The sequence below is a fragment of the Chloroflexia bacterium SDU3-3 genome, assembly GCA_009268125.1.
Lineage (GTDB): Bacteria > Chloroflexota > Chloroflexia > Chloroflexales > Roseiflexaceae > SDU3-3.
Map to the genome: position 1 here is coordinate 139,991 of WBOU01000010.1, position 21,431 is coordinate 161,421.

A 21,431-nucleotide genomic window follows, 5' to 3' on the forward strand; every position below is an offset into this window, starting at 1 on the left:
ACCATAGTGCTAAATCTCATGGATAGTATCACCGAGGTCATACGACGCATAAATTCCTCTATTGATTTTTTCGCCCTCCTCGATATTGCCACCGTCGCGCTCATCTTCTACTGGCTCTTCGGGGTCATCCGCGGCACCCGCGCCGTACAGCTGCTGCGCGGATTCGGCATCCTGCTGGCGCTCTCGTTCCTGCTGAGCTCGGTGCTGCGCCTCCAGACCCTCGACTGGCTGATCGAGCGCGTCATCCAGCCCGCGCTGTTTGTCGCCATACCCGTGATCTTCCAGCCCGAGCTGCGCCGCGCCCTTGAGAAGCTGGGTGGCACCAACGACCTCTTCGCTCGCCCATTCTCGCGCACCAACCACTCCGAGAGCCTTGAGACTATCAACGGCATCGCCCGCGCCGCCCAGCAGCTCTCGCAGCAAGGCGTCGGCGCACTGATGGTGATCGAGCGCGAGACCGGGCTGCAAGAATACGCCGACCGCGGCGTCACGCTCGACTCGCGGCTGGCGGTGCCGCTGCTGCTCAACATCTTCTACCCCAACTCGCCGCTGCACGACATGGCCGTAATCATCCGGGGCAACCGCATCCTGGCCGCCAACGTGGTGCTGCCGCTCTCCGAAGATGTGGTCGGCCAGCGCCGCTATGGCACCCGCCACCGCGCTGCCAAGGGCATCACCGAGCAGTCCGACGCCATCGCCGTGGTTGTCTCCGAGGAGACCGGGGCAATATCGCTGGTGAACGATGGGCGCATGGTCAGCTACCTCAACGAGGCGCGGCTCAAGAGCCTGCTCGCGGGGCTGTTGAAAGTACCCCTTGAGGAGGCGGCAAAATGATGCACTGGCTACGCAGCACCGGCCTGCGCCTGATCCTCTCGATCGGGCTGGCCTTCGCGCTCTGGGTCTATGTCTCGTTCCGCGAAAATCCCAGCGACACTGCCGTCTACCAAGATGTGCCTGTCAAAATAGACAACCTTGGCCCCAGCCTGATCACCGTAGACCGAAATGGCCTGCCGACCGCCAACCAGGCCACCATCACGGTCAGCGCCGAAGGCCCTCAGAATCTGCTGCAGAGCCTACGGCAGAGCGATGTGCACGCCTTCGCCGATGTCACCAACCTAGGCGCAGGCGACCACCAGGTGCCGATCAACGTATCGACCACCCGCGACGGGCTCTCGCGCATCCTGTTCAAAGCCGACCCAAGCCTCATCCCCATCCGCATCGAGCAGGTGATCACCAAGACGGTTCCGCTCACCGTGGAGGTGGAAGGCAACGTGCCCTTCAGCTTCGAGCAGCGCGAGCCGGAGCTGTCCAGCGCCGGAAAGCGGATCGAGCGCATCACCGTCAGCGGGCCAGAAAATCGGATCGAGCGCATTGCTACCGCGCAGATCAGTGCCAATGTGAATCAGCTCACCGCCAACTACAACTCGCCGCGCCCCATCGAGCCGGTGGATGAGAACGGCAATGTTATCACCGGCGTGACCATCACGCCAGCCTCGGTCGATGTGCTCATCCCGATCGTCTCAAGCGTGGGCATCAAGCGCGTGCCGATCATCCCGATGGTAGAAGGCAGCCCGGCCAGCGGCCAGCTGGTCAGCTCGATCGCGGTCACGCCCGAGTTCGTGACGCTCACCGGCAGCTCTGGCTCGCTCGACGCTGTGCAGAGCATCGCCACCGAGCCAGTGCCCATCGCAGGGGGCAGCGGCACCATCTCGCGCACCGTGAAGCTCCAGCCGCCCGCCGGGGTCACGCTGCTCGCCAGCGAGCCATCCAGCGTCGAGGTGGTGATCAACACCGAGCCGATCGCCCAGGCATTTAGCACCACCCTGCCTGCCGAGGTGGTCGCCATTAACGTTGGGCAGGGTCTTACGGTCAGTATAAGCCCCAACATTGTGCAGCTGCGCCTAAGCGGCGATACCAGCACGATCAGCACGCTCAACACCCGCCAGATCCAGGGCACGGTCGACATGTCGGGCAGTGGGCCAGGCGTCTATACGCTCACACCCAGCTTTAGCCTGCCCGAGGGCATCACGCTCAGCGGGCTGCCGCGCGTCACCGTCACCCTGCGGCAAGAGCCGACGGCCACCAGCACGCCCGCGCCACCCACAGGTACGCCCGTGCCAGACACCACTGCCGAACCACCCACCAGCACGCCCGCGCCTGCCACCACCGCCGAGCCGCCCACCAGCGCGCCTGCCGAGCCGCCCACCAGCGCGCCCGCCGAGACCACCCAGGCCCAGCAGGAAGCGCCTGCGGCGACCGCCGAGCCGACCAGCACGCCCTAGCGCCACAGGTGGCCTATGGTACAATACGCCAATCGAGACAAATGGAGAAAAACCATGCCGCTGACAAAAGAGGATGTCGCGCACGTTGCGCATCTTGCCCGCCTCAAGCTTTCCGACAGCGAGCTTGAGACCATGCAGCACCAGCTCTCAAATATTCTCAGCTATATCGACAAGCTCAGCGAGGTGGATGTCGAGGGCGTCCCCCTCACCGCGCAGGTGACCGATCTGGTGAACGTCATGCGCGATGACACCATCCGCCCATCCATGCCGGTCGACGAGGCGCTTGCCAATGCGCCGCGCCAGAGCCAGAACATGTTCCGTGTCAAGGCCATCTTCGACGAAAACAATAGCTAGCGCGCCCAAGTGCGCCATGCCATCGGGTATGGCGCACCTCCTCATTTCCCTGCAACAAACCACACGCCCCAATCGTACCAACATAACAGAGCTATTGAACAGCTGCGCAAGCACGGCGCATATCAGGTATAGACAGAGAGGGGCTTTCTCATGAACGGCTCGAATGGCAATAACTACAGGTATCAGAGCGGCACGCGCACACCTTTTGGCATCAAGCCGCTCTACCTCTACATCGGCATCGGCATCCTGGCGCTCATCGCCCTGTGGTTCATCGGCAGCCTGCTCACCGCAGGGCTGAACGCCTACTTTGCGCTGGCCGCAGGCGTGCTGCTGGTGCTGGGCAACCTGCGCGACGTGATCGCTAACCCCTACCCCCAGCGCTCGAACACCGCGCTGCTCAATACCCTGGTGGGCGCGGGCCTGATCATGTTCTTTGTGGGCAGCGCCTTCGGTGCGATCTGGTTCGTTCCCGCCGTGCTGCTGCTGCTCGCATCGGCCCCGCTCATCTTGGGGCGATCCGATGTGTACGCCACCTACATCCTAGCGGCGCGCAACACCGCCGACAGCGTCCGCCGCGTGATCACCAACGTCACCATTCGCCCGTAAGCTGCTGGGCCAGCGGCGCAAAAAACCGGCACCGAGCCTTGTGCTCGGTGCCGGTTTCGTATTCGGAAGGGAAGCTAGGCCGCGTTGGTCTGCATCCGGCGGGCCAGCGACTGGATGCCGCGGTGCTGCAGCGCCTTGACCGAGCCCTCGGTGCGGCCTAGGCGCTCGGCAACCTCTTGCACCGACATGTCGGACATAAAGCGCAGCAGGATGACCTCGCGCTGGTCGTCGGTGAGATCGGCCAGGGTGCGGCGCAGCTCCTCGTGCTCTAGCCGCGCGCTGACCGCCTGCTCGGGGCCTTCGCAGCTGCCCTCCCAGTTCTCTAGAGGCACCTGGTGGCGCTTCCGGCGGCGGCGGATGATGTCGACGGTGCGGTCGTGGGCGATCCGGTAGAGCCACGCCGAGATCGGCCAGCCGCGATCTTCATAGCGATCCAGCCCTTCAAACATACGAAGGAATACCTCGGCCTGAAGATCCTCGGCCAGCTCGACCTCGCCAACGCGGAAATAGATGTAGCGATAGATCGCCGATGCGTAGCGCTCGTAGATCTGGGCAAACGCACCATGATCGCCTGCTTTGGCGCGCACCACGAGCTCTGCATCTGTGGTAGTAGTGGGCTGCATAATCACTTCCTAGAACGTGCGAGGTGGGGCTAGTCAGCCGCCAGTCCGAGTACGTGGAAGGAGTATAGCGAGCGCACGCTACCCACCTGTAACCAGCGCCGCATGGGGTCTCCATGGGCTATACACCGTGCGAGGCGACGACATGGATGCACTGCCCTGTCAAATATGATGATAGAATAGAGCGATAATCCGACTCATCGCAGGGAGATTTCCTTGAATAACTGGCTCAACACCCCAAGCAATGCGACCCTCAACAGCCGCCAGAGCGACCTGCCAGATCTGGCGCTGGCCTGGGCTGGCACCACGCTGGCCTTCTCGCTCTCAAGCATCGGGGGAAACCTCAGCTTGGTTATGACCCCAGTGTTTCTGAGCATCCTCGCCATCGCATCAGTGGTGTGCGGGCTTGGGTTTGTGCTGCACGAGCTGGCCCACCGCGTGGTGGCACGCAGCTACGGCGCCGAGGCCCACTTCATCGCCGACAAGCGCATGCTGGGCCTGTCGCTGCTGATCGCGCTGGCCGGAGCGTTTCTGGCCGCACCTGGGGCGGTATGGTACCGCGGCATGCTCTCGAAGGCGCAAAATGGCAAGATCGCACTGGCTGGGCCAGTGTCCAACTTCGTGCTCTCGCTGATCTTCTTCCTGACAATCTCTGTGCTCCTGCTCTCGGGGCAACTGGCCAACACGCCCGACTGGCTGCAGCGGCTCTGCTACATGGGCTTTACGCTGAATGCCTGGCTGGGCCTGTTCAACATGATCCCAGCTGGCCCCTTCGATGGCGCAAAGGTGTTTGCCTGGAACAAGATCGTGTTTGCGGTGACGATAGCCGTGGGGCTTGTGCTGGTCTTTGTGCTGCAGAACGAAACCGTGCTCAGCACCCTCTACGCCCTGGCCAGCGGCCTGCTGCGCTAGCTGGCAGCGTTGCAGCTTGCCCGCCTGATGTTGCCCTTCGTCTACACAACACCTGGCCAAAATTAGGTACAATAGGCCAAGGTCGTTTTAACATGGAGTATTGAGCTATGCGAACCCCGCTTATCGCTGGGAACTGGAAAATGCACAAGACCGTGGCCGAGGGCGTCGAGCTGGTCGAGGCCCTGCTGCGCGAGCTGCCTGATACGTCGGACCGCGAGGTGCTGGTGTGCCCGCCCTACACCGCGCTCTACGCCCTCAACCCGCTGCTCCAGAACACGCCCATCCGCCTGGGGGCGCAGGATGTGTTCTATGAGGAGCAGGGCGCCTATACCGCCGCCATCGCACCCGCCATGCTGAAGGAGCTTGGCTGCAGCTACACGATCGTGGGCCACAGCGAGCGCCGCCAGATCTTCGGCGACACCGATGCGATCATCCAGAAGAAGGTGGTCGCGGCGCTGAAGCACGGCATCCGCCCGGTGCTGTGCGTGGGCGAGACCAAGCCCGAGCGCGACAGCGGCCGCGCCGAGGATGTGGTGCTAGGCCAGCTGAAGGCCGGCCTGGCCGGGCTGACCGCCGAGGGCCTGCGCGAGGTGGTGATCGCCTATGAGCCGGTGTGGGCCATCGGCACCGGCGACACCGCCAGCAGCGCCGATGCTCAGGCGATGCACGCGGCTATCCGCAAGACCCTAGTGGAGATCGCGGGCGCCGAGCTGGCCGAGGAGATCCGCATCCTCTACGGCGGCAGCGTGAAGCCCGACAACATCGACGAACTGATGGCCCAGCAGGACATCGATGGCGCGCTGGTAGGCGGCGCGGCGCTGAGCGCCAGCAGCTTCCTGCGGATCATCGGCTACCGCTAGGCTCGATTGACTGACATACAGAAAGAAGATGGCGCGCAGCAACGCTGCGCGCCATCTTCTTTGCAAAATCGGCCATATTCAACGTTCAAAGATGTAGGAGCGGTGTGCCGATCGTTGTTGCAGTCAAGCAGCGCAGCACCTTGATCGGTACTGGCTTGGCAAGGTAGTGATCGACCTGCAGATCCTGCGCTGCCTCCATCAGCTCGGGCGAGCTGTAGGCCGTCATCATGATGATGTGCGAGCTGATGCCATGCTGGCGGAGGGCGGTCACTAGCTCAAGACCATTCATAGAGAGCATATGGTAGTCGGTGATGATCAGATCGGGGAGCTGCTCAAGCGCGTGGGCAAGCGCCTCTGGCCCGCTCGATACTGTCTTGATCGACCACTTGTCCGGCGAGAAGAGCGCCTGCTCAAGCATAAAACGCTGGTTGGCTTCATCATCGACAATCAGGATAGTGTATTCGGGCATTGATCACCACCACAAGAGCTAGAACGTCGGTTGTGTCGTGTTATATATAATACCGAGAGACGATCCCAGTGTGCTACACAACATATGATCGGATTGATCACGTAGCTGTGATTCTTTAGTATGGGACACAAAGTATTGCGATCGCCCGCTTGGGCCACGCGAATCGAGCGCACTACACACCTGGGGGAAGGGTGATCCTAGCGGGCCAATCAAGCCGCCGACCATCCGCTACGCCAGAAGGTTAGGATAGAACATAGCTGTGATCACGTTGACAATATCACATTTTTGCTTTTTTCTCTAGTCCTATTTCTATCTATTCACCGCCGACCCTACCTCTCTCCTACCACGTACCTAACGCAATATCGTGACAAAGGTTGAAGCCTAATCGGCAAAAGCCTGCCAGCACCCGCAAAAACGCTTACTGCCGAACAGCTGAAAAACAGGCGCTTGGAGAACTACCGCAAACCTATGGTTTTGTGGTACCATGCAGAGAATCATAGCCGCAGAGCAAAACACTACGTGATGAATCTGTCATTGATACTACTATTGTTCTGTGCTATGAAAGAAGACAAATGATCGCCCCAAATCGTTGTTACGTGGATCTACAGGCGATGATGGCCAAAAAGTGAGGAATACGATGAGCCAAGTCTCGGATCTTCTCGATCACGAGCTTCCCGAAGAAGAATTCAGCGCAGTGGAACGTGAGCTACCGCTCGTCGTCCTTGGCGAGATGGTGATCATGCCGCACATGACCGTGCCACTTCAGGTCGGTCAGGGCAAGTCGTTCCGCGCGATGGAGCAGGCATGGGGCGAGGATCAGGAAGTACTGCTCATCTTCGTCTCGGAAGATGAAATTGAAGGCTATAAAACTGGCCAGCCCCAGCAGCTTCCGCCTGTCGGCGTGATGGCGCGGCTCGGCGAGTTCGTCAAGCTGCCCGATGGGACGGTGCGGATCATCCTAGAAGGGCAGACCCGCGCCGCCACCGGCGATATCGTGCAGAGCGAGCCGTTCTACCGCGTCAAGTGCACCCCCGTCAACGATGAAGACGTGGTCGGGATGGAGGTCGAGGCGCTGATCGACACGGTCAAGCAGCAGATCGACGAGGTGGTAGATTATATGGGCGAGGTGCCGCAAGACGCGGTGGCCTTTGTCCACCGGATCGACAAGCCCGGCCACCTGGCCGATATTGTCACCTATGCGCCCGCGTTCACCTTCACCGAGCGGCTAGAGATCCTCAACGAGCTGGATGCGGTGGAGCGCCTGCGCAAGACCTACCTGCTGCTGGCACGCCAGCTGGAGCTGCTGAAGCTGCGCCAGAAGATCCAGCAGGATACCAAAGAGGTGCTCGACCAGAGCCAGCGCGAGTACTTCCTGCGCGAGCAGATGCGTGTCATCCGCCGCGAGCTGGGCGAGGATGACGAGTCGGACGATCCGGTGGATGAGCTGCGCCGCAAGATCAGCGAGCTCAAGGCCCCTGACTATGTCAAAGACCAGGCCACCCACGAGCTGAAGCGGCTGGCCCAGCAGGGCATGAACAGCCCCGAGTCCAGCGTCATCCGCACCTACCTCGACTGGATCTTGAACCTGCCTTGGGCCGACGAAGAGCTGCCCGAGATCAGTATCAGCGAGGCCCAGCGCGTGCTGGATGAGGACCACTACGGCCTCGAGAAGGTCAAGGAGCGCATCCTCGAATACCTGGCCGTGCGCAAGCTGGCCGGCAACAAGATGCGCAGCCCGATCCTCTGCTTTGTGGGGCCGCCCGGTGTGGGTAAGACCAGCCTGGGCCGCTCGATCGCCAAATCGCTGGGGCGGCAGTTTGTGCGCACCAGCCTCGGCGGCATCCGCGACGAGGCCGAGATCCGCGGGCACCGCCGCACCTACATCGGCGCGATGCCGGGCCGGATCATCCAGGGCATGAAGACGGCCAAATCGCGCTACCCACTCTACATCATGGACGAGATCGACAAAGTCGGACAGGATTTCCGCGGCGACCCGACATCGGCGCTGCTGGAGGTGCTGGACCCCGAGCAGAACAACGCGTTTTCGGACCACTACCTGGAGATCCCCTACGATCTCTCGCAGGTGGTGTTTATCGCCACCGCCAACCAGCTTGAGCCGATCCCTGGGCCGCTCCGCGACCGCATGGAGGTGATCGAGATCGGCGGCTACACCGAGGACGAGAAGCTGGGCATCGCGCAGGGCTTCCTGGTGCCCAAGCAGCGCGAGTTCCACGGCCTGACCGAGGAGCAGCTGACGCTGACCGACGGGGCGATGCTCAAGCTCATCCGCGAGTACACCCGCGAGGCAGGCGTGCGCAGCCTAGAGCGCGAGGTGGCCAGCCTGTGCCGCAAAATCGCACGCAAGGTGGCCGCAGCCATCGATGCGGGCGAAGAAGTGACACCATTTGTGGTCGATGCCGACGGCATTGCCACCTACCTGGGGCCAGAGCGCTTCTCTTATGGCTTGGCCGAAGAGCAGGACGAGATCGGCGTCGCCACCGGCGTCTCGTGGTCGCCTGCAGGTGGCGATGTGCTGTCGATCGAGGTGCTGCCGGTGCGCGGCAAGGGCGGCATGCAGCTGACTGGGCAGCTCGGCGATGTGATGAAGGAGTCGGCGCAGACCGCGATGAGCTACGCGCGGTTCCGCGCGTCGGATCTGGGCGTGGACCCGAACTACTTCGACGAGCACAACATCCACATCCACGTGCCCGAGGGCGCGGTGCCAAAGGATGGCCCCTCGGCAGGCATCACGCTCACCACCGCGCTGATCAGCGCGATGACGGGCAAACCGGTGCGGCGCGACGTGGCGATGACAGGTGAGGTCACGCTGCGCGGCAAGGTGCTGCCGATCGGCGGCCTGAAGGAGAAGACGCTGGCCGCACACCGCGCCGGTATCCGCACCTTCATCCTGCCCAAGGACAATGTCAAGGATATCGTGGATCTGCCGAAGAAAGTACGCGAAGATCTGCAGCTGATCCCGGTCTCATCTATGGATGAGGTGCTGAAGATCGCGCTGACACAGGCTGCTCAGCCGCCAGCGCAGCCAGCTGCCTAGGTGTAAGCAGCAAAGCCCCCTGAGCTACAGCGCGAGAAAGCGCCTACAGCTCAGGGGGCTTCGTATATACCCTCGGTTTGGCACCGTGCCGCAGGTGCGCTATCATAACCCCATGAAAATTATATCTACCACCCTCATCGTGCTGTGCTGCACGATTCTCGCGGGCTGCTCCAGCACAACGCGATCAACCCCTACCGTGGCGCCCACCACGGTGCCAACCATCGCCGAGGCACTACTGGCCCCGGAAAAAGGACCGCTGGCCACCGCAACCCCCAGGCTGCAGGTCGTGCCGAGCCAGCCCACCGCCATCCCAGGCAGCACGCCGAGCCCAGCCACCAGCGCCTTCGTGTATCTCTGGCCAGCATACCTGCCAGATGGCATGTATGTCTCGCCAAGCGAGTCGCGGGTGCCGCATGCGAACGAGATGGGAAGCACATCTACTGGCTTCTATATCGTTACGTTCAATAGCGACACGCGCAAGATCATCGTGGGAGGCGGGGCAACAGATAGCCTGGTACTAAACGGCGAGAGCCGCTCGGTGGAGTATGATGGCGAGATGGCCACATTGACCACAGATGGAGAGCAGCGGGAATTTGTATTTATCAAAAATAAGGTCAAGTACTTTATCTACAGCCGTAATATCAGCGAGCAGGAGCTGATCCTCGTGGCAGAATCGATGGTTCCCAACGAGCTAACTGCAATTCAAAACATCGTCGCAGGGAAGGAGCAATAGCACGCGCTAGCCGCAGCGGGGGCAGTCGTCGCCCGAATGCGGGCCGTGCTCTGGGCAGTCGTCGTTCGCGCAGATAATGGGGCTTTGCTTGTGCATTGTGGTAGCTCCTTGGTGTAGTGTTGCCAAGCCATATCGTGGTGTGCGCTAGCCGCAACGGGGGCAGTCGCCGCCCGAGTGCGGGCCGTGCTCCGGGCAGTCGCCACCGTTGCCGTGTGCATAGATGGTCACGTTTTTCATAGTGCTGCGCTCCTTGCTGTGTAGGCGTTGCCGTGCGGTTTCAATGAGCACAGCTTAGCAGCATGCCCCTTCGGCGCGGCATCGGAGCAACTACGGCAAAACTTCGGCCCTCATTTCTGGCTTGCGAGCGGCATATCCGAGAGCAGCAGATAGGCACAGCGGGTCTGCGCATCTTCATACAAAAGCGCGGCGAGAAGATCGATGGATCTTCTCGCCGCGCTTTTGCTGTATACACCTGAAAGAGACGCTGAGGATCACTCGCCCAGGCGTACCGGAGCCGGAACAATCAGCCCCGCGCGGCTCAGGATGACCGCGCCCAGGCCAGGGGAGGCGATCGCATAGAACAGCAGCAGCCCACCCAGCGGGTTCAGCGCGCAGACCACGGCGACCAGCACGGCCACCCCCGCGAGGGCAGCAATAGCGCCACGGTGTGGCACTGGCGCTGGCCGGAGCGCATCGCCCAGCGCCAGCGATAGCGAGCGCGCCATGGCGGCAAGGCCATACACATACGGTGCATTAATACCCACCAGCAGCACCAGCAGCAGCGGCAGGCCGACCACCGACGCGGCCAACAGCCCGACCAGCGGGAGCGAGATAGCGGCAACCGCCACCGTGCTCAGCGCGCCCACCACAATCGCGCGCTGCGGCACGGCCTGAAGCATCAGGGCTGTGGCAAAGGTGCGATTCGGCCAGATAGCGCTGCCCGCCAGCACAAAGGCCAGCACAAACAAGCCTGCCATCAGACCGAGGATGACCCGGCCCGCCAGCGCCGATGAGGATGCGGGTGTACCGCCGGAGGGGACGATCACGCCCATCATGCTTGAGAGCGCCACATTCTCATTGGCGTTGCCGATGGTGGCGCGGGCCACCTGGGCCTGCGCGGCGCGATCGATGCCGCCGCCGATCGACATCACGCTGCCGTCAATGCTGGCGGTTGCCGCGATGTACACATGGCCCGTATAGCTCACCACATCGCCCGATACATGGCCGTTCACCATGATATCTCCACTCCAACTGGTGACATCACCCTCGACATCGCCATCCACCACGATCGGCTGTGCGATCGTGGCCACATCGCCCACGGCGTGCTCGCCGGGCGGCACGCGGTAGGTATCGCCGCCCCCGGCCAGCGCCGACGCGGGAAGGATAACAAACACCAGCGCCAGCAATATCCACGCGTACCAGCGGGTACAGATCGTTTGAAAAATACCCATTACAGCACCTCCGGATCATAGCGCGACTGTAGGCGATGGACGATCTGCCAGACTGCGAGGAGGCTGGCAATAGTCACGAGCAGCGCGCCTACGAGAAACGATACCTGTGTCGCCCGGATCGTATTCCAGAGCGGCTTCGCCGCCAGCTGGATACTGAGCAGCACAGCGCTTGGCCCAGTGCGGCCATCGCCAAAGGCGAAGGCTAGCTGCGGGCCATTGCCCACCACGCCCCAGATATTAAACGCCGCCACGGCAAGGAGCAGCGTGCCCAGCATGCCGAGCACGATAGTGCGCCGCCGCCGCTGCGCTGCGCTGCGCTGTGCCGCAGCGGCGGGTGGTACGGGCGGAAGCTTGCCCAGCGTGCGCGAAACAAGATCAGAAGTGAGTTGATCGGCATCAGCGAGATCAGCGGCAGGATCAAGGAGCCCTTTCAGCGCCGGATCGGTTAGGGTGTCATCGACATCTAGGAGGTTATCTCGGTATCCCATAAACTTGATCTCTCAGAGCCGAGAAATTCGGCGAGCATATTCCGGGCGCGGTGAAGCCGGGTCTTGATCGTGCTTTCGGGCAGGCCGGTGATCTGGCCGATCTCGTCGTACGAAAGCTCATTCATATAGCGAAGCACCGCAACAAGGCGGTAGGTATCGGGCAGGCGCTGCAGCGCGCCCCGCACCAGCGCGCGCTGCTCGGTTTCAAGCGCGGTGCGCTCTGGGCCAGCGCGCTCGCTGGGCAGCCAGTAGGCTACGTCGTCGAGCGTCATCCAGTTGTAGTGCCTGCGGCGCAGCCGATCGATACAGTAGTTCGACGCGATTGACAGCAGCCATGTGGAAAGTTTCCTCGATCGGTCAAACGCACTAAGGTGCGAGTATGCCCGCAGGAAGATCTCCTGCGTGGCGTCCTCAGCATCTTGGGGGTTGCCGAGCATCCGGTAGGAAAGCCCGTAGACAGCCCCTGTGTAGCGCTGCATCAACATGCCGAACGCCTGCTTCTGGCCCCCGAGGGCTTGTTGTATCCATTCAAGCTCTTCGGCTTGTGGATCCATGCTCCACCTTTTGTTCTACTGGGATGTACGCTGCGGACTGAAAAAGGTTTCAGATTCGTTAGCGCCACCAAATGACAAATCTATGATACCGCAAAAAGCAAAAATCTCCGATACCTTTTAAACCATATATACCGCAAGAACTCATCAGTATATCATTAAATGTTAGGCTTTTGCCTATCTGTCATTTGATTTTACACCTACAGTCTGGTCTACACTGAGCCTATTTTTCACAATATAGACACAAACAATTGCAATAGACCTCTTTTTGGCTTATACTGTGAGGAAGGTATCACAAGATTGGTAAGAACTACAGCTTGCAGAACTATAGGGCATCGTGTACCATGCGCGCGGTGGACCGGGGAACCTAAAGCTCCGGTAACGGCGTATCAACCAGGACGTCGAACCGCGCCGTTTATGCGGGTGATAACCCGAGGAGATGTTTCAGTGGCAGTAGCGTTCGATCGCGGCGCGATCCGCGCCGCCCTCGCAATGGCTGATCCCGCAATAAGTTCGTATCTCGATCTTGCAACTGGTACCGTAGTGACCATCAACGAGTCGGACTCCAGCGCTGCGATGGAAGAAATACGCAACAAGGTTATGGATGGGTATGGTGATCAGTATCGCTATATCCCCGGGGGCAATGCTGGTGCGGATGATGCCGCAGTAGCTCAGTGGCTGGAAACAGAGGGCCTGTAGTCTTACTACACAAACAGGCGCGCACGGTACGCGTGGGCGATGCCCACGCATAGCCGTGCGCGGCTTTTTTTATGTTGCCTACTTGTCGCCCAGCGCAGTGACGCCCGGCAGGGCCTTGCCCTCCAGCAGCTCTAGCGATGCGCCGCCGCCAGTGGAGATGTGGCCGATCTTGTCGGCAAGGTTCATCTGCTCTACCGCCGCCACCGAGTCGCCGCCGCCGATCACCGTGCGGCCCTGGCTCTCGCCCATGGCCTTAGCGACGCCACGGGTGCCCTCGGCAAAACGATCATCCTCGAAGTAGCCCATCGGGCCGTTCCAGAACACCGTCTTCGCGCCGCGCACCTTCTCGCCAAACAGCTTGACCGACTCGGGGCCGATATCCAGCGCGCGCCAGCCGTCGGGGATGGCATCCGGTGCCACCACCTTGATCTCTGCGCCCTGCTCCATCTTGTCGGCCACCACCAGATCGACCGGCAGCAGCAGCTTCGAGGCGTACTCGCCCGCCACAATGCCCTTGGCCGTCTCCACAGCGTCGCGCTCCACCAGCGAAGCGCCCAGGTTCTTGCCCTGCGCCAGGAAGAAGGTGTTGGCCATACCGCCGCCGATCAGCAGGTAGTCAACCACCTTGATCAGGTTGTTGATCACCTCGACCTTGTCGCTGATCTTCGCGCCGCCCATGATCGCCACATAGGGGCGGGCGGGGTTGCCAAGCAGGCTACCAAGCTCCTCGATCTCTTTCTCCAGCAGCAGGCCGCTCACGGCGGGCAGGTAGTGGGCCACACCCTCGGTCGAGGCGTGGGCGCGGTGTGCAGCGCCGAAGGCGTCGTTCACATACACATCGCCCAGCTTGGCCAGCTCCTGCGACATCTCGGGGTCGTTGGCCTCTTCGCGGGCGTCGAAGCGGGTGTTCTCCAGCAGCAGCACATCGCCGGCCTTCAGCGCGGCGGCGGCGGCCTCGGCCTCGGCACCGGTGGTGGTCTTCAGCGCCGTCACCGGGCGGCCAAGCAGCTCGGCCAGGCGCGCGCCCGCCGGGGCGAGCCGCATGGTCTCCACGACCTTCTTCTTGGGGCGGCCAAAGTGCGACATCAGAACAACGGCGGCACCATTCTCCAGCAGGTACTGGATGGTGGGGATAGCTGCGCGGATGCGGGTATCATCGGTGATCTTGCCATCTTCCATGGGGACGTTAAAATCAACGCGCACCAGAGCACGTTTGCCGCCCCACGAGATGTCGCGCACGGTCTTCTTCGCCATATGAAATGTCTCCTTCAAAGTACATTTTGGGCGCTCCTATTGTAGCACAGGGTCTGCGGGTGGCCGTTTAGAATGGGGGCGAGTTGGTTATGATCTTGCAAGCGCATCCAAACACGCCAGAAGCGCCAGCTGCATTGTGCAGCTGGCGCTTCTGGAAGCGGCGGGGTTTCTGCTAGTGGATAATGGTGAGCACAGCGACGCTGAACATCAGCTGCACCACCACCGAGGCCCCCTGCAGCAGGCGAGCGCCTAGCTTCTGCCGCCGGTAGAGCAGCAGGCCTAGGCCGGTGTTCACAAGGCTCAGCAGGAAGGCGGCCAGCGGCAGGAACAGCAGATCGTGGCGGGGGCGCAGCGCGGCGGCCTGGCCGACCGCGTTGAAGCGCATCTCGACCGAGCTAGCCAGCTCGGGGTAGCGCGCCGCCAGCAGGCCCAGCACCACCAGGTTGATCGCGAAAGCCGCGATCAGCAGCCCGCGCACGGTGGTGTCGTGCCAGAAGGCGTAGAGGAACATGCGCCCCGGCTCCACCGCAGTGCTGAGCGTCTTGGCCGCGCCTAGATTGCGCCGCTGCTCAAGATCTTGCACAAAGGCATCGGTGTCTTTCGGCGAGATAGCATAGATCGCCTCGTCGGTATGCACCACCAGGCTGCGATCGTTGGGAAGCGTGGAGAAGCGGTGGATTGATCGGCCATCGGCGAGCCACTGCTGGCCCGAGTAGTAGCCAATCGCATGCACCGGCCCCCAGCCCTTGCCCATGTCGCCCAGCCCCACATCCAGATGCGAGATCTTTTCCAGCGGCACGACGGCGCGGTTGCCCAGCCAGTTGATATAGAGGCCGTTGCGGTCGAGGTCGTAGCTGAGCGTGAAGGCGGCAGCCACCCGATAGGTGAGCGCCGCGCAGCAGAGCAGCAGCGCCAAGAAGATCACCACCCGCACATACAGGCCCAGGTTCACAGGCCAGTTCTCGGGCGGCGCGGCGAACACGCGCACGATCTGGAGGCCGTCGAATACGGTCACGCCCAGCAGGATCAGCAGCATCGCCAGGGCGACCCAGCGGCCAGCGCCTGAAAGTGGTTGCCAGCGTCTCATAGGGGTAAAAAAGGCAGAAGGCCGGTGCGGCCAAGGCGGGTGCCCTGAAAGCGCGCTGGCCTTCTGCCCAGCTAATGATTACGGCTGCGCTGTCGCGGTGGCGGCAGCATCAGCCCCGGTGGTGGCCGTCGCCTCGACTGTCGCCTCGGCGGTGGCCGTCGCCTCGACTGTCGCCTCGGCGGTGGCTGATGCCTCGACTGTCGCCTCGGCAGTGGCCGTCGCCTCGGCGGTGGCTGATGCCTCGACTGTCGCCTCGGCGGTGGCCGTCGCCTCGGCGGTAGGCGTGCCAAGCGCGGTAGTATCGCTCACCACGGTGGGCAAGCCGCCCAGCGGGGCGGTGGGCAGCGGCTGAGCCGTCGCGGCGGCGTCGGTGGGCGCGGCGGTGGCGGTCGGCGTCTGCGCCGGGAAGCGCGCGACACCGTTCTCCGTACGCTGCTTGGCCACCCAGGCGTCGAACGCCTTGGTACGAGCCTCGCGCAGCTGGTCCTCCTTGGTGGGAACCACGCGGCTTTCCAGCTGGATGACGTGCCAACCGAACGGCGTGCGCACCACCTCGCTGGCGATCTGCTTCGGCTCGGTCAGCTTCAGCGCAGCGGCCAGGAAGGCTGGGTCGATCTGGGTGCCGTCCTGGGTCTTGCCATCCTTATCGAAGGAGCCAAGCAGGCCGCCGTTGGGGGCGGTGGTGGCATCCTGCGAGTTGGCCTTGGCCAGCTCGGCGAAATCGGCACCGCCCTGGGCCTGGCGCAGCAGCGACTCGGCCTCGGGCTTGGCCTTGGCGAAGGCGGCCTCTTTGTCGGCGTCGGACGCGCCCTCGGGGGTCGACACCTTCACCAGGATATGGCGCACCTCGATGCTTGAGGGGTCGGTGGTGGCGGTGAAGGACTCCTCTTTGACCAGCTGGACCTGGATCTTCTCGGTAAGCACCTGGCGGCGGTACTGGTCGACCAGGGCCGTGCGGAAGTCGTCGACAGTCAGGTACGGCGTCATGCCCACGATCTGGGCGGTGAAGCCATCGTAGAGCCGCTTGACCGCAGCATCGAGCTGGCCGCTAGCCTCTTCGAGCTTGGGTGTAGGCACCGGCGTAGAGGTGGGGGCGATCGTCGGCATCGTCTCGGTCAGCGCGGCGGTGGCGGTGGCAGCAGCGCTGGGCGCAGCGGTAGCCGTCGGCGCGGCGGCGGTGGCGGTGATGCCTGTGGTGCTGGACACCGGCGCGGTGAGCGGAGGGAAGGCCTGGTTGAGATCGCCGATCAGGCGCTGGGCCACCTCGGCGTCGCTGGCCTGGATGCTCAGGGCGGCGGCGCCGTGCTCGATCAGCTTCTGCTCGATCCAGCTCTCGACGGTCGCATCATCCACGGCGGCGGCGCGCAGGGTGCGCGGCTCGGCATCGGCGTTCAGCTGCGGCACGCGCTGGGCGAACTGGTCGCCGATCTGCGAGCCGTAGCGGTAGATCAGGTCGAGCGTGGCGTTGATATCGCGGGCGATCTGGTGGCGGCGCTCGCTGGCGTAGTCGCCGCGCGAGAGCGACGCGCCAGCGGCCTGGGCCACCGGGCGCGACGGAATGTAGACTTGGTCGTACAGCACGCCGATAAGAATTGCGATGATGGCCACACCCACCGCGCCAGCGGCGATGCTGATCACCATGCGCTGGCGGCGGGCTTCACGAAGGCGGCGGGCGCTCGCCCGCCGTTCGGCGACGGCGACGCGCTGGGCTTCTGCGCTAGTGCGCTGCGTTTTTTTTGTATTTGCCATCGGTTCGTTACATACAAACATGGGCATAGGGAGAGACTTCCCTATGCCCATCGAAGGCGGACCGGCTCGAAGCGCATAGGCCAGCCAGGCGGGCCAACGTGGCGCGCGCTGGCTCTGGTCTATGTGAGAACGCTATCAACCGCGGGTATGCGCCGCCACAAAGGGCAGCAGGGCCAGGTGGCGGGCGCGCTTGATGGCGACCGTCAGGCCGCGCTGGTGCTTGGCGCAGGTGCCCGTGCGGCGGCGGGGCATGATCTTGCCGCGCTCGGACACGAAGCGCTGCAGGCGCTTGACATCCTTGTAGTCGGGGGTCCGGATCTTCTCGGCGCAGTACACGCAGACCTTGCGCCGTGCAACAAACTTGCGGCGGTTGGCACCCGCGCCGCCACGCTGTCGTGATTCGCTCATAGTGCTTCTTATCCTCTATCCAGAGCGTCGCAAGACGCTACCTTGCATCATTAAAACGGGATATCTTCGTCGCCGATGTCCAGCGAGCTGCGCGATGGTGTGCTGCGCGGGGCTGGGCGCGGCTCGAAATCGTCGAACGACGAGTCGCGGAAGGCGCGGCCCTCGTTCTTGCCGTCCAGGATGATCATATCGGAGGCGATGACTTCGGTGCGGTAGTGCGTCTGGCCTTCCTGATCTTGCCACTGACGGGTCTGCAGGCGGCCCTCGATATAGACGCGGCTGGCCTTGCGCAGGTACTCCTTGCAGATCTCGGCGAGCTTATTCCAGGCCACGACGTTGAACCACTCGGTCTCCTCGCGGTTCTCGCCACTGCCGTCTTTCCACTGCCGGCTCGCGGCGACGCTAAAGGTCGTCACCGGGCTGCCGCCGGGGGTATAGCGCATCTCGGGGTCGCGGCCTAGGCGGCCTATCACCATCACTTTGTTCAGATCTCTCGCCATCGCACTACCTTTTTACACTCCAGCCAAAGCTACTCCTCGTCCTGGCCGCCCTGCTCGCCACCCTCGGTCTGCGGCTCCAGATCCGAGCCGTCGGAGATGGGCTGCTGGCCGCGCTGATCGACCAGCGTGATCAGGTAGCGGATGACCGCATCGTTCAGCTTCAGCTGGCGCTCGAACTCGGTGATCTGGGCGGTGGCCAGGGTGAAGCGGATGAGCACGTAGAAGCCCTCGGTGAACGAGCGGCGGCTCGCCTCGCCCTCGGCGTAGCGGCGGATGGAGTAGGCCAGCTTGCGGCGGCCCCAGGGGGCCGAGAAGTCGGACGACGTGAGCTCGCCACCCACGCTGCCCAGGCTCTGCTGGATGCGGGTGATGGTGGCGTTCACATCCTCTTCGCTGGAGCGAAGAGGCGAGATGACAATCATGAGTTCGTAATCACGCAGACGCTCGCGCATGATTCCTCCTGTGGTGGTACCTCTCTCGCGGTTTCATGCGAACGCGCGACTGTTCGACATGAGCGGAGAGGTAGAAGCTTCAAAATTCACAAGCGGGCATTATAGCACAGGGGGTGGATGGCTGCAAAACGCCAATGGCCGCGCCAGCAGCTGGGGTGCGCTGGCGCGGCCATTGGGCGACGTGCGTTCGGGCGGTGGGCGCTAGCCCTCGGCGGCCACCGGGCTGGCCTCGCTGGCCTTGGGCTGCTCTCCGCGGCCCACACCCCAGTAGATAAAGCCGCGCTTGGCCATCTCGGCCTGCTCGTAGAGGTTGCGGCCATCCACCACGATCGGGCGGCGCATGTAGCGGCGCAGGCGCTCCCAGTCGAGCTGCTTAAACTCGTTCCACTCGGTCACGATCAGGATGGCGTCGGCCTCCTTCGCGGCGTCGTAGGCGGTGGCGCAGAAGGTGACGCTGGGCAGCATGTCGTCGGCGTGCTCCATGGCCACTGGGTCGTAGGCCTTCACGCGCACGCCGCGCTCCTCCAGGGTCTTGATGATCTCGATCGAGGGGGCCTCGCGCATGTCGTCGGTGTTGGGCTTGAAGGCCAGGCCCAGCACGCCCACGGTGGTGCCCTCCAGCTCGCCCAGCAGAGTCTCGACCTTGCTGACAAAGCGGGTGCGGGCGTCGTGGTTGATGTCCATCACAGCCTGGAGCAGCTGGGGGTGGCAGCCTGCGCTGGCGGCCATGTGGTGCAGCGCCAGCACGTCCTTGGGGAAGCACGAGCCGCCGTAGCCAATGCCTGCATCTAGGAAGTGCGGCCCGATGCGCTTGTCCACGCCCATGCCGCGCGCCACTTCCTTCACATCCGCGCCCAGCTTCTCGCAGATCTGGGCGATCTCGTTGATGAACGAGATGCGGGTGGCCAAGAAGGCGTTGGATGCGTACTTGATCATCTCGGCGGTGCGCAGGTCGGTGATGATCACGGGCGCGCCCAGCACCTCGTGCAGGCTGGCCACGCTCTCCGCCGAGGCGCGATCCGAGCAGCCCAGCACGATACGGTCGGGCTTGAAGAAGTCGCTCACCGCCGAGCCCTCGCGCAGGAACTCGGGGTTCGAGACCACCTGGAAGGGGATGTCGGCGCGGGCGTGCTCGCGGATGATCTCGGCCACCATGTCGCCGGTGCCCACCGGCACGGTGCTCTTGTCGATCACGATGATCGGGCCAGAGATGGCCTCGCCGATGCTGCGGGCTGCGGCGCGGATGTACTTCAGATCGGCAGCGCCGTCGTTGCCCATGGGCGTGCCCACGGTGATGAACACGAAGTCTGCGCCATCCATCCCAATCGTGTAGCTGTCGGTGAACGAGATGCGCCCGGCGCGGATGTTGCGCTCAAGCAGCTCTTCCAGCCCCGGCTCATAGATCGGCGACTTGCCGCCGCGCAGCATCTCAAGCTTGCGCGGGTCGACATCGACGCATGTCACGTTGTTCCCAAGATCGGCAAAGCAGACGCCTGTCACCAGGCCGACGTAGCCCGTCCCAACAACGCAGATATTCCTCAACTTAGCCTCCTCGTGTAGTTTCGTACAGTGCTCGTGCCAGCATACGCCGTGGGTATGAACAAGCAATGACGCCGGTCACCGCCGCCACCCCAAGCGCACGGATTGTGCCGCTGTTGCTTGACGATTCTGTACTGCATCATTATAGAGCGCTCTGCGCATTTGCAAGTAACAAAAATGTCATCCGCCATGCCCAGGTAGGCCGCAGAAGCCCTGGCACAAGCGCGGGCTATTGTACCCTATTGCAGGGATCTGCGCATAGTGATAGGATCTCCCACGTATTCGCTCTTGTAACCATCGCTGCTTCGACTGGGGAGGATGTCATGGATCTTGCGGGCCAGGTGGGCGTTGTGACCGGCGCGTCGCGGGGGATCGGGCGCGCTATCGCGTTGGATCTGGCCCGCCAGGGGGCGCGCGTGCTCGTGAACTACCAGCGGAACGAGGCCGCCGCACGCGATGTGGCCGAGCAGATCGCCCAGCTGGGTGGCGAGTGCATGATCTACCCCGCCGATGTGGCCGACGAGGCGGCGGTGGCCGCCATGCTGGATGCGGCCCGCGAGCGCTGGGGCAAGATCGACATGCTGGTGAACAACGCGGGCATCACCGCCGATGCGCCGTTCATGCGGCTGAAGGATTCGCAGTGGGATGCGGTGCTGGAGACCAATCTGACCGGCGTGTTCGTGTGCTGCCGCGCGGTGCTGAGCGCCATGCGCGCCCAGGGCTATGGCCGGATCGTGAACATTGGGTCGCTGGCGGGGCTGGCGGGCAATGTGGGCCAGGCCAACTACGCCGCGGCCAAGGCCGGGCTGGTGGGCTTCACGCGGGCGCTGGCCCGCGAGGTGGCGCTAGATGGCATCACGGCCAACGTGGTGGCCCCCGGCTATATCGAGACCGAGCTGCTGACCGACCTGCCCGCCGCGCTGCGCTCGTGGGCGCTTGAGGTGATCGCGCTCAAGCGCTTCGGCAGGCCCGAGGAGGTGGCGCACGCGGTGTCGTTCCTGGTGTCGCCGGGGGCGTCGTACATCACCGGCCATGTGCTGACGGTGGATGGCGGCTGGGTGATGCCGTAGGGTGGCGGTGCGGGCGCGTGGCGCCACGCGTCCGCACAGCTTGCGATATTTTCCTAGCGCTCGGCCATTTTTCACCCGCCCTCGGCCATTTTTCATGTGTATATGCAACACCTCACAATAATGTAGCTATATCAAGCAATCCTTGATCTTTTATACACATACTAAATACAATAGTTAATAGAAATAGTCGTTGTGCCATTCATGATAGCGGTGGTTCTTATTTTTGATTGATGGGCTGCTAGTGGTCGTGCATATGGCCAACAAAACATCAGCAGCACCCTCGCCGCATGGG

At 62.9% G+C, this 21,431-nt stretch carries 22 protein-coding genes; 10 read left to right on the forward strand and 12 right to left on the reverse strand.

Annotated elements, in window-relative coordinates; genetic code table 11:
- Positions 1-18 precede the first annotated feature (18 nt).
- From F8S13_17295 to F8S13_17310, 4 genes are all read left to right on the forward strand, one after another.
- Positions 19-834 carry a TIGR00159 family protein gene (locus F8S13_17295; protein ID KAB8141887.1) on the forward strand — a complete coding sequence of 272 codons (816 nt, stop codon included), beginning with the start codon at positions 19-21 and terminating at the stop codon, positions 832-834.
- On the forward strand, positions 831-2,282 hold the full coding sequence (locus F8S13_17300) for a hypothetical protein (protein KAB8141888.1): 1,452 nt from the start codon (positions 831-833) through the stop codon (positions 2,280-2,282). The genes F8S13_17295 and F8S13_17300 overlap by 4 nt, the downstream gene beginning before the upstream one ends.
- 54 nt (positions 2,283-2,336) lie before the next feature.
- Entirely contained in the window at positions 2,337-2,636 is a 300-nt protein-coding gene (gene gatC / locus F8S13_17305) for an Asp-tRNA(Asn)/Glu-tRNA(Gln) amidotransferase subunit GatC (protein ID KAB8141889.1), read from the forward strand.
- A gap of 150 nt (positions 2,637-2,786) precedes the next feature.
- Positions 2,787-3,242 (forward strand): hypothetical protein, encoded by a 456-nt coding sequence (locus tag F8S13_17310; GenBank protein ID KAB8141890.1) that lies wholly within the window; start codon positions 2,787-2,789, stop codon positions 3,240-3,242.
- A 74-nt stretch (positions 3,243-3,316) separates the two neighbouring features.
- Here F8S13_17310 and F8S13_17315 read toward each other — a convergent pair whose 3' ends face one another.
- Complete coding sequence (locus tag F8S13_17315; GenBank protein ID KAB8141891.1) at positions 3,317-3,865, reverse strand: sigma-70 family RNA polymerase sigma factor; 549 nt, start codon at positions 3,863-3,865, stop codon at positions 3,317-3,319.
- A gap of 270 nt (positions 3,866-4,135) precedes the next feature.
- On the opposite strand from F8S13_17315, the gene F8S13_17320 reads away from it, so the two are divergent.
- Together F8S13_17320 and F8S13_17325 are read left to right on the forward strand one after the other, a co-directional pair.
- Positions 4,136-4,774: a peptidase M50 gene (locus tag F8S13_17320; GenBank protein KAB8141972.1), complete on the forward strand. Its 639-nt coding sequence runs from the start codon at positions 4,136-4,138 to the stop codon at positions 4,772-4,774.
- 107 nt (positions 4,775-4,881) lie between these two features.
- Complete coding sequence (locus F8S13_17325; protein ID KAB8141892.1) at positions 4,882-5,634, forward strand: triose-phosphate isomerase; 753 nt, start codon at positions 4,882-4,884, stop codon at positions 5,632-5,634.
- A gap of 85 nt (positions 5,635-5,719) precedes the next feature.
- Here the strand turns inward: F8S13_17325 and F8S13_17330 are convergent, their stop codons facing one another.
- Entirely contained in the window at positions 5,720-6,103 is a 384-nt protein-coding gene (locus F8S13_17330) for a response regulator (protein KAB8141893.1), read from the reverse strand.
- Between the two features lie 637 nt (positions 6,104-6,740).
- On the opposite strand from F8S13_17330, the gene lon reads away from it, so the two are divergent.
- Both lon and F8S13_17340 read left to right on the forward strand, forming a co-directional pair.
- Positions 6,741-9,158, forward strand: a complete 2,418-nt coding sequence (gene lon / locus F8S13_17335) for an endopeptidase La (protein ID KAB8141894.1) — start codon at positions 6,741-6,743, stop codon at positions 9,156-9,158.
- 112 nt (positions 9,159-9,270) lie between these two features.
- Positions 9,271-9,891: a DUF4367 domain-containing protein gene (locus F8S13_17340; GenBank protein KAB8141895.1), complete on the forward strand. Its 621-nt coding sequence runs from the start codon at positions 9,271-9,273 to the stop codon at positions 9,889-9,891.
- A 491-nt stretch (positions 9,892-10,382) separates the two neighbouring features.
- Here F8S13_17340 and F8S13_17345 read toward each other — a convergent pair whose 3' ends face one another.
- From F8S13_17345 to F8S13_17355, 3 genes are read right to left on the reverse strand one after another with little or no spacing between them, the layout of a single operon-like run.
- Positions 10,383-11,342, reverse strand: a complete 960-nt coding sequence (locus tag F8S13_17345) for a polymer-forming cytoskeletal protein (GenBank protein KAB8141896.1) — start codon at positions 11,340-11,342, stop codon at positions 10,383-10,385.
- Positions 11,342-11,830 carry a hypothetical protein gene (locus tag F8S13_17350; GenBank protein ID KAB8141897.1) on the reverse strand — a complete coding sequence of 163 codons (489 nt, stop codon included), beginning with the start codon at positions 11,828-11,830 and terminating at the stop codon, positions 11,342-11,344. The genes F8S13_17345 and F8S13_17350 overlap by 1 nt, the downstream gene beginning before the upstream one ends.
- A complete protein-coding gene (locus F8S13_17355) occupies positions 11,806-12,384 on the reverse strand; it encodes a sigma-70 family RNA polymerase sigma factor (protein KAB8141898.1) in 579 nt (192 codons plus the stop codon). The genes F8S13_17350 and F8S13_17355 overlap by 25 nt, the downstream gene beginning before the upstream one ends.
- Positions 12,385-12,828: 444 nt before the next feature.
- Between F8S13_17355 and F8S13_17360 the strand changes: the two genes are divergently transcribed.
- On the forward strand, positions 12,829-13,080 hold the full coding sequence (locus F8S13_17360; GenBank protein KAB8141899.1) for a hypothetical protein: 252 nt from the start codon (positions 12,829-12,831) through the stop codon (positions 13,078-13,080).
- A gap of 78 nt (positions 13,081-13,158) precedes the next feature.
- Here F8S13_17360 and F8S13_17365 read toward each other — a convergent pair whose 3' ends face one another.
- The 7 genes from F8S13_17365 to F8S13_17395 all read right to left on the reverse strand — a co-directional run bounded on the left by F8S13_17365 (position 13,159) and on the right by F8S13_17395 (position 20,072).
- Positions 13,159-14,334: a phosphoglycerate kinase gene (locus F8S13_17365; protein KAB8141900.1), complete on the reverse strand. Its 1,176-nt coding sequence runs from the start codon at positions 14,332-14,334 to the stop codon at positions 13,159-13,161.
- 172 nt (positions 14,335-14,506) lie between these two features.
- On the reverse strand, positions 14,507-15,421 hold the full coding sequence (locus F8S13_17370; protein KAB8141901.1) for a hypothetical protein: 915 nt from the start codon (positions 15,419-15,421) through the stop codon (positions 14,507-14,509).
- 78 nt (positions 15,422-15,499) lie between these two features.
- Positions 15,500-17,170: a peptidylprolyl isomerase gene (locus tag F8S13_17375; protein KAB8141902.1), complete on the reverse strand. Its 1,671-nt coding sequence runs from the start codon at positions 17,168-17,170 to the stop codon at positions 15,500-15,502.
- Positions 17,171-17,305: 135 nt separating this feature from the next.
- Positions 17,306-17,578, reverse strand: a complete 273-nt coding sequence (rpsR, locus tag F8S13_17380; GenBank protein ID KAB8141903.1) for a 30S ribosomal protein S18 — start codon at positions 17,576-17,578, stop codon at positions 17,306-17,308.
- Positions 17,579-17,628: 50 nt separating this feature from the next.
- On the reverse strand, positions 17,629-18,078 hold the full coding sequence (locus F8S13_17385; GenBank protein ID KAB8141904.1) for a single-stranded DNA-binding protein: 450 nt from the start codon (positions 18,076-18,078) through the stop codon (positions 17,629-17,631).
- A gap of 29 nt (positions 18,079-18,107) precedes the next feature.
- Entirely contained in the window at positions 18,108-18,530 is a 423-nt protein-coding gene (gene rpsF, locus F8S13_17390) for a 30S ribosomal protein S6 (protein KAB8141905.1), read from the reverse strand.
- Positions 18,531-18,731: 201 nt separating this feature from the next.
- A complete protein-coding gene (locus F8S13_17395; protein KAB8141906.1) occupies positions 18,732-20,072 on the reverse strand; it encodes a UDP-glucose/GDP-mannose dehydrogenase family protein in 1,341 nt (446 codons plus the stop codon).
- 320 nt (positions 20,073-20,392) lie between these two features.
- Here F8S13_17395 and fabG point away from each other — a divergent pair, with 320 nt between their 5' ends.
- Positions 20,393-21,139 (forward strand): 3-oxoacyl-[acyl-carrier-protein] reductase, encoded by a 747-nt coding sequence (gene fabG, locus F8S13_17400; protein KAB8141907.1) that lies wholly within the window; start codon positions 20,393-20,395, stop codon positions 21,137-21,139.
- Positions 21,140-21,431: the final 292 nt, after the last annotated feature.

Bases quoted from the DNA above. Each gene is read 5' to 3' on its own strand.
- F8S13_17295 (KAB8141887.1), top strand. From the start codon at position 19: ATGGATAGTATCACCGAGGTCATACGACGCATAAATTCCTCTATTGAT.
- F8S13_17300 (KAB8141888.1), top strand. From the start codon at position 831: ATGATGCACTGGCTACGCAGCACCGGCCTGCGCCTGATCCTCTCGATC.
- gatC (KAB8141889.1), top strand. From the start codon at position 2,337: ATGCCGCTGACAAAAGAGGATGTCGCGCACGTTGCGCATCTTGCCCGC.
- F8S13_17310 (KAB8141890.1), top strand. From the start codon at position 2,787: ATGAACGGCTCGAATGGCAATAACTACAGGTATCAGAGCGGCACGCGC.
- F8S13_17315 (KAB8141891.1), bottom strand. From the start codon at position 3,865: ATGCAGCCCACTACTACCACAGATGCAGAGCTCGTGGTGCGCGCCAAA.
- F8S13_17325 (KAB8141892.1), top strand. From the start codon at position 4,882: ATGCGAACCCCGCTTATCGCTGGGAACTGGAAAATGCACAAGACCGTG.
- F8S13_17330 (KAB8141893.1), bottom strand. From the start codon at position 6,103: ATGCCCGAATACACTATCCTGATTGTCGATGATGAAGCCAACCAGCGT.
- lon (KAB8141894.1), top strand. From the start codon at position 6,741: ATGAGCCAAGTCTCGGATCTTCTCGATCACGAGCTTCCCGAAGAAGAA.
- F8S13_17340 (KAB8141895.1), top strand. From the start codon at position 9,271: ATGAAAATTATATCTACCACCCTCATCGTGCTGTGCTGCACGATTCTC.
- F8S13_17345 (KAB8141896.1), bottom strand. From the start codon at position 11,342: ATGGGTATTTTTCAAACGATCTGTACCCGCTGGTACGCGTGGATATTG.
- F8S13_17350 (KAB8141897.1), bottom strand. From the start codon at position 11,830: ATGGGATACCGAGATAACCTCCTAGATGTCGATGACACCCTAACCGAT.
- F8S13_17355 (KAB8141898.1), bottom strand. From the start codon at position 12,384: ATGGATCCACAAGCCGAAGAGCTTGAATGGATACAACAAGCCCTCGGG.
- F8S13_17365 (KAB8141900.1), bottom strand. From the start codon at position 14,334: ATGGCGAAGAAGACCGTGCGCGACATCTCGTGGGGCGGCAAACGTGCT.
- F8S13_17370 (KAB8141901.1), bottom strand. From the start codon at position 15,421: ATGAGACGCTGGCAACCACTTTCAGGCGCTGGCCGCTGGGTCGCCCTG.
- F8S13_17375 (KAB8141902.1), bottom strand. From the start codon at position 17,170: ATGGCAAATACAAAAAAAACGCAGCGCACTAGCGCAGAAGCCCAGCGC.
- rpsR (KAB8141903.1), bottom strand. From the start codon at position 17,578: ATGAGCGAATCACGACAGCGTGGCGGCGCGGGTGCCAACCGCCGCAAG.
- F8S13_17385 (KAB8141904.1), bottom strand. From the start codon at position 18,078: ATGGCGAGAGATCTGAACAAAGTGATGGTGATAGGCCGCCTAGGCCGC.
- rpsF (KAB8141905.1), bottom strand. From the start codon at position 18,530: ATGCGCGAGCGTCTGCGTGATTACGAACTCATGATTGTCATCTCGCCT.
- fabG (KAB8141907.1), top strand. From the start codon at position 20,393: ATGGATCTTGCGGGCCAGGTGGGCGTTGTGACCGGCGCGTCGCGGGGG.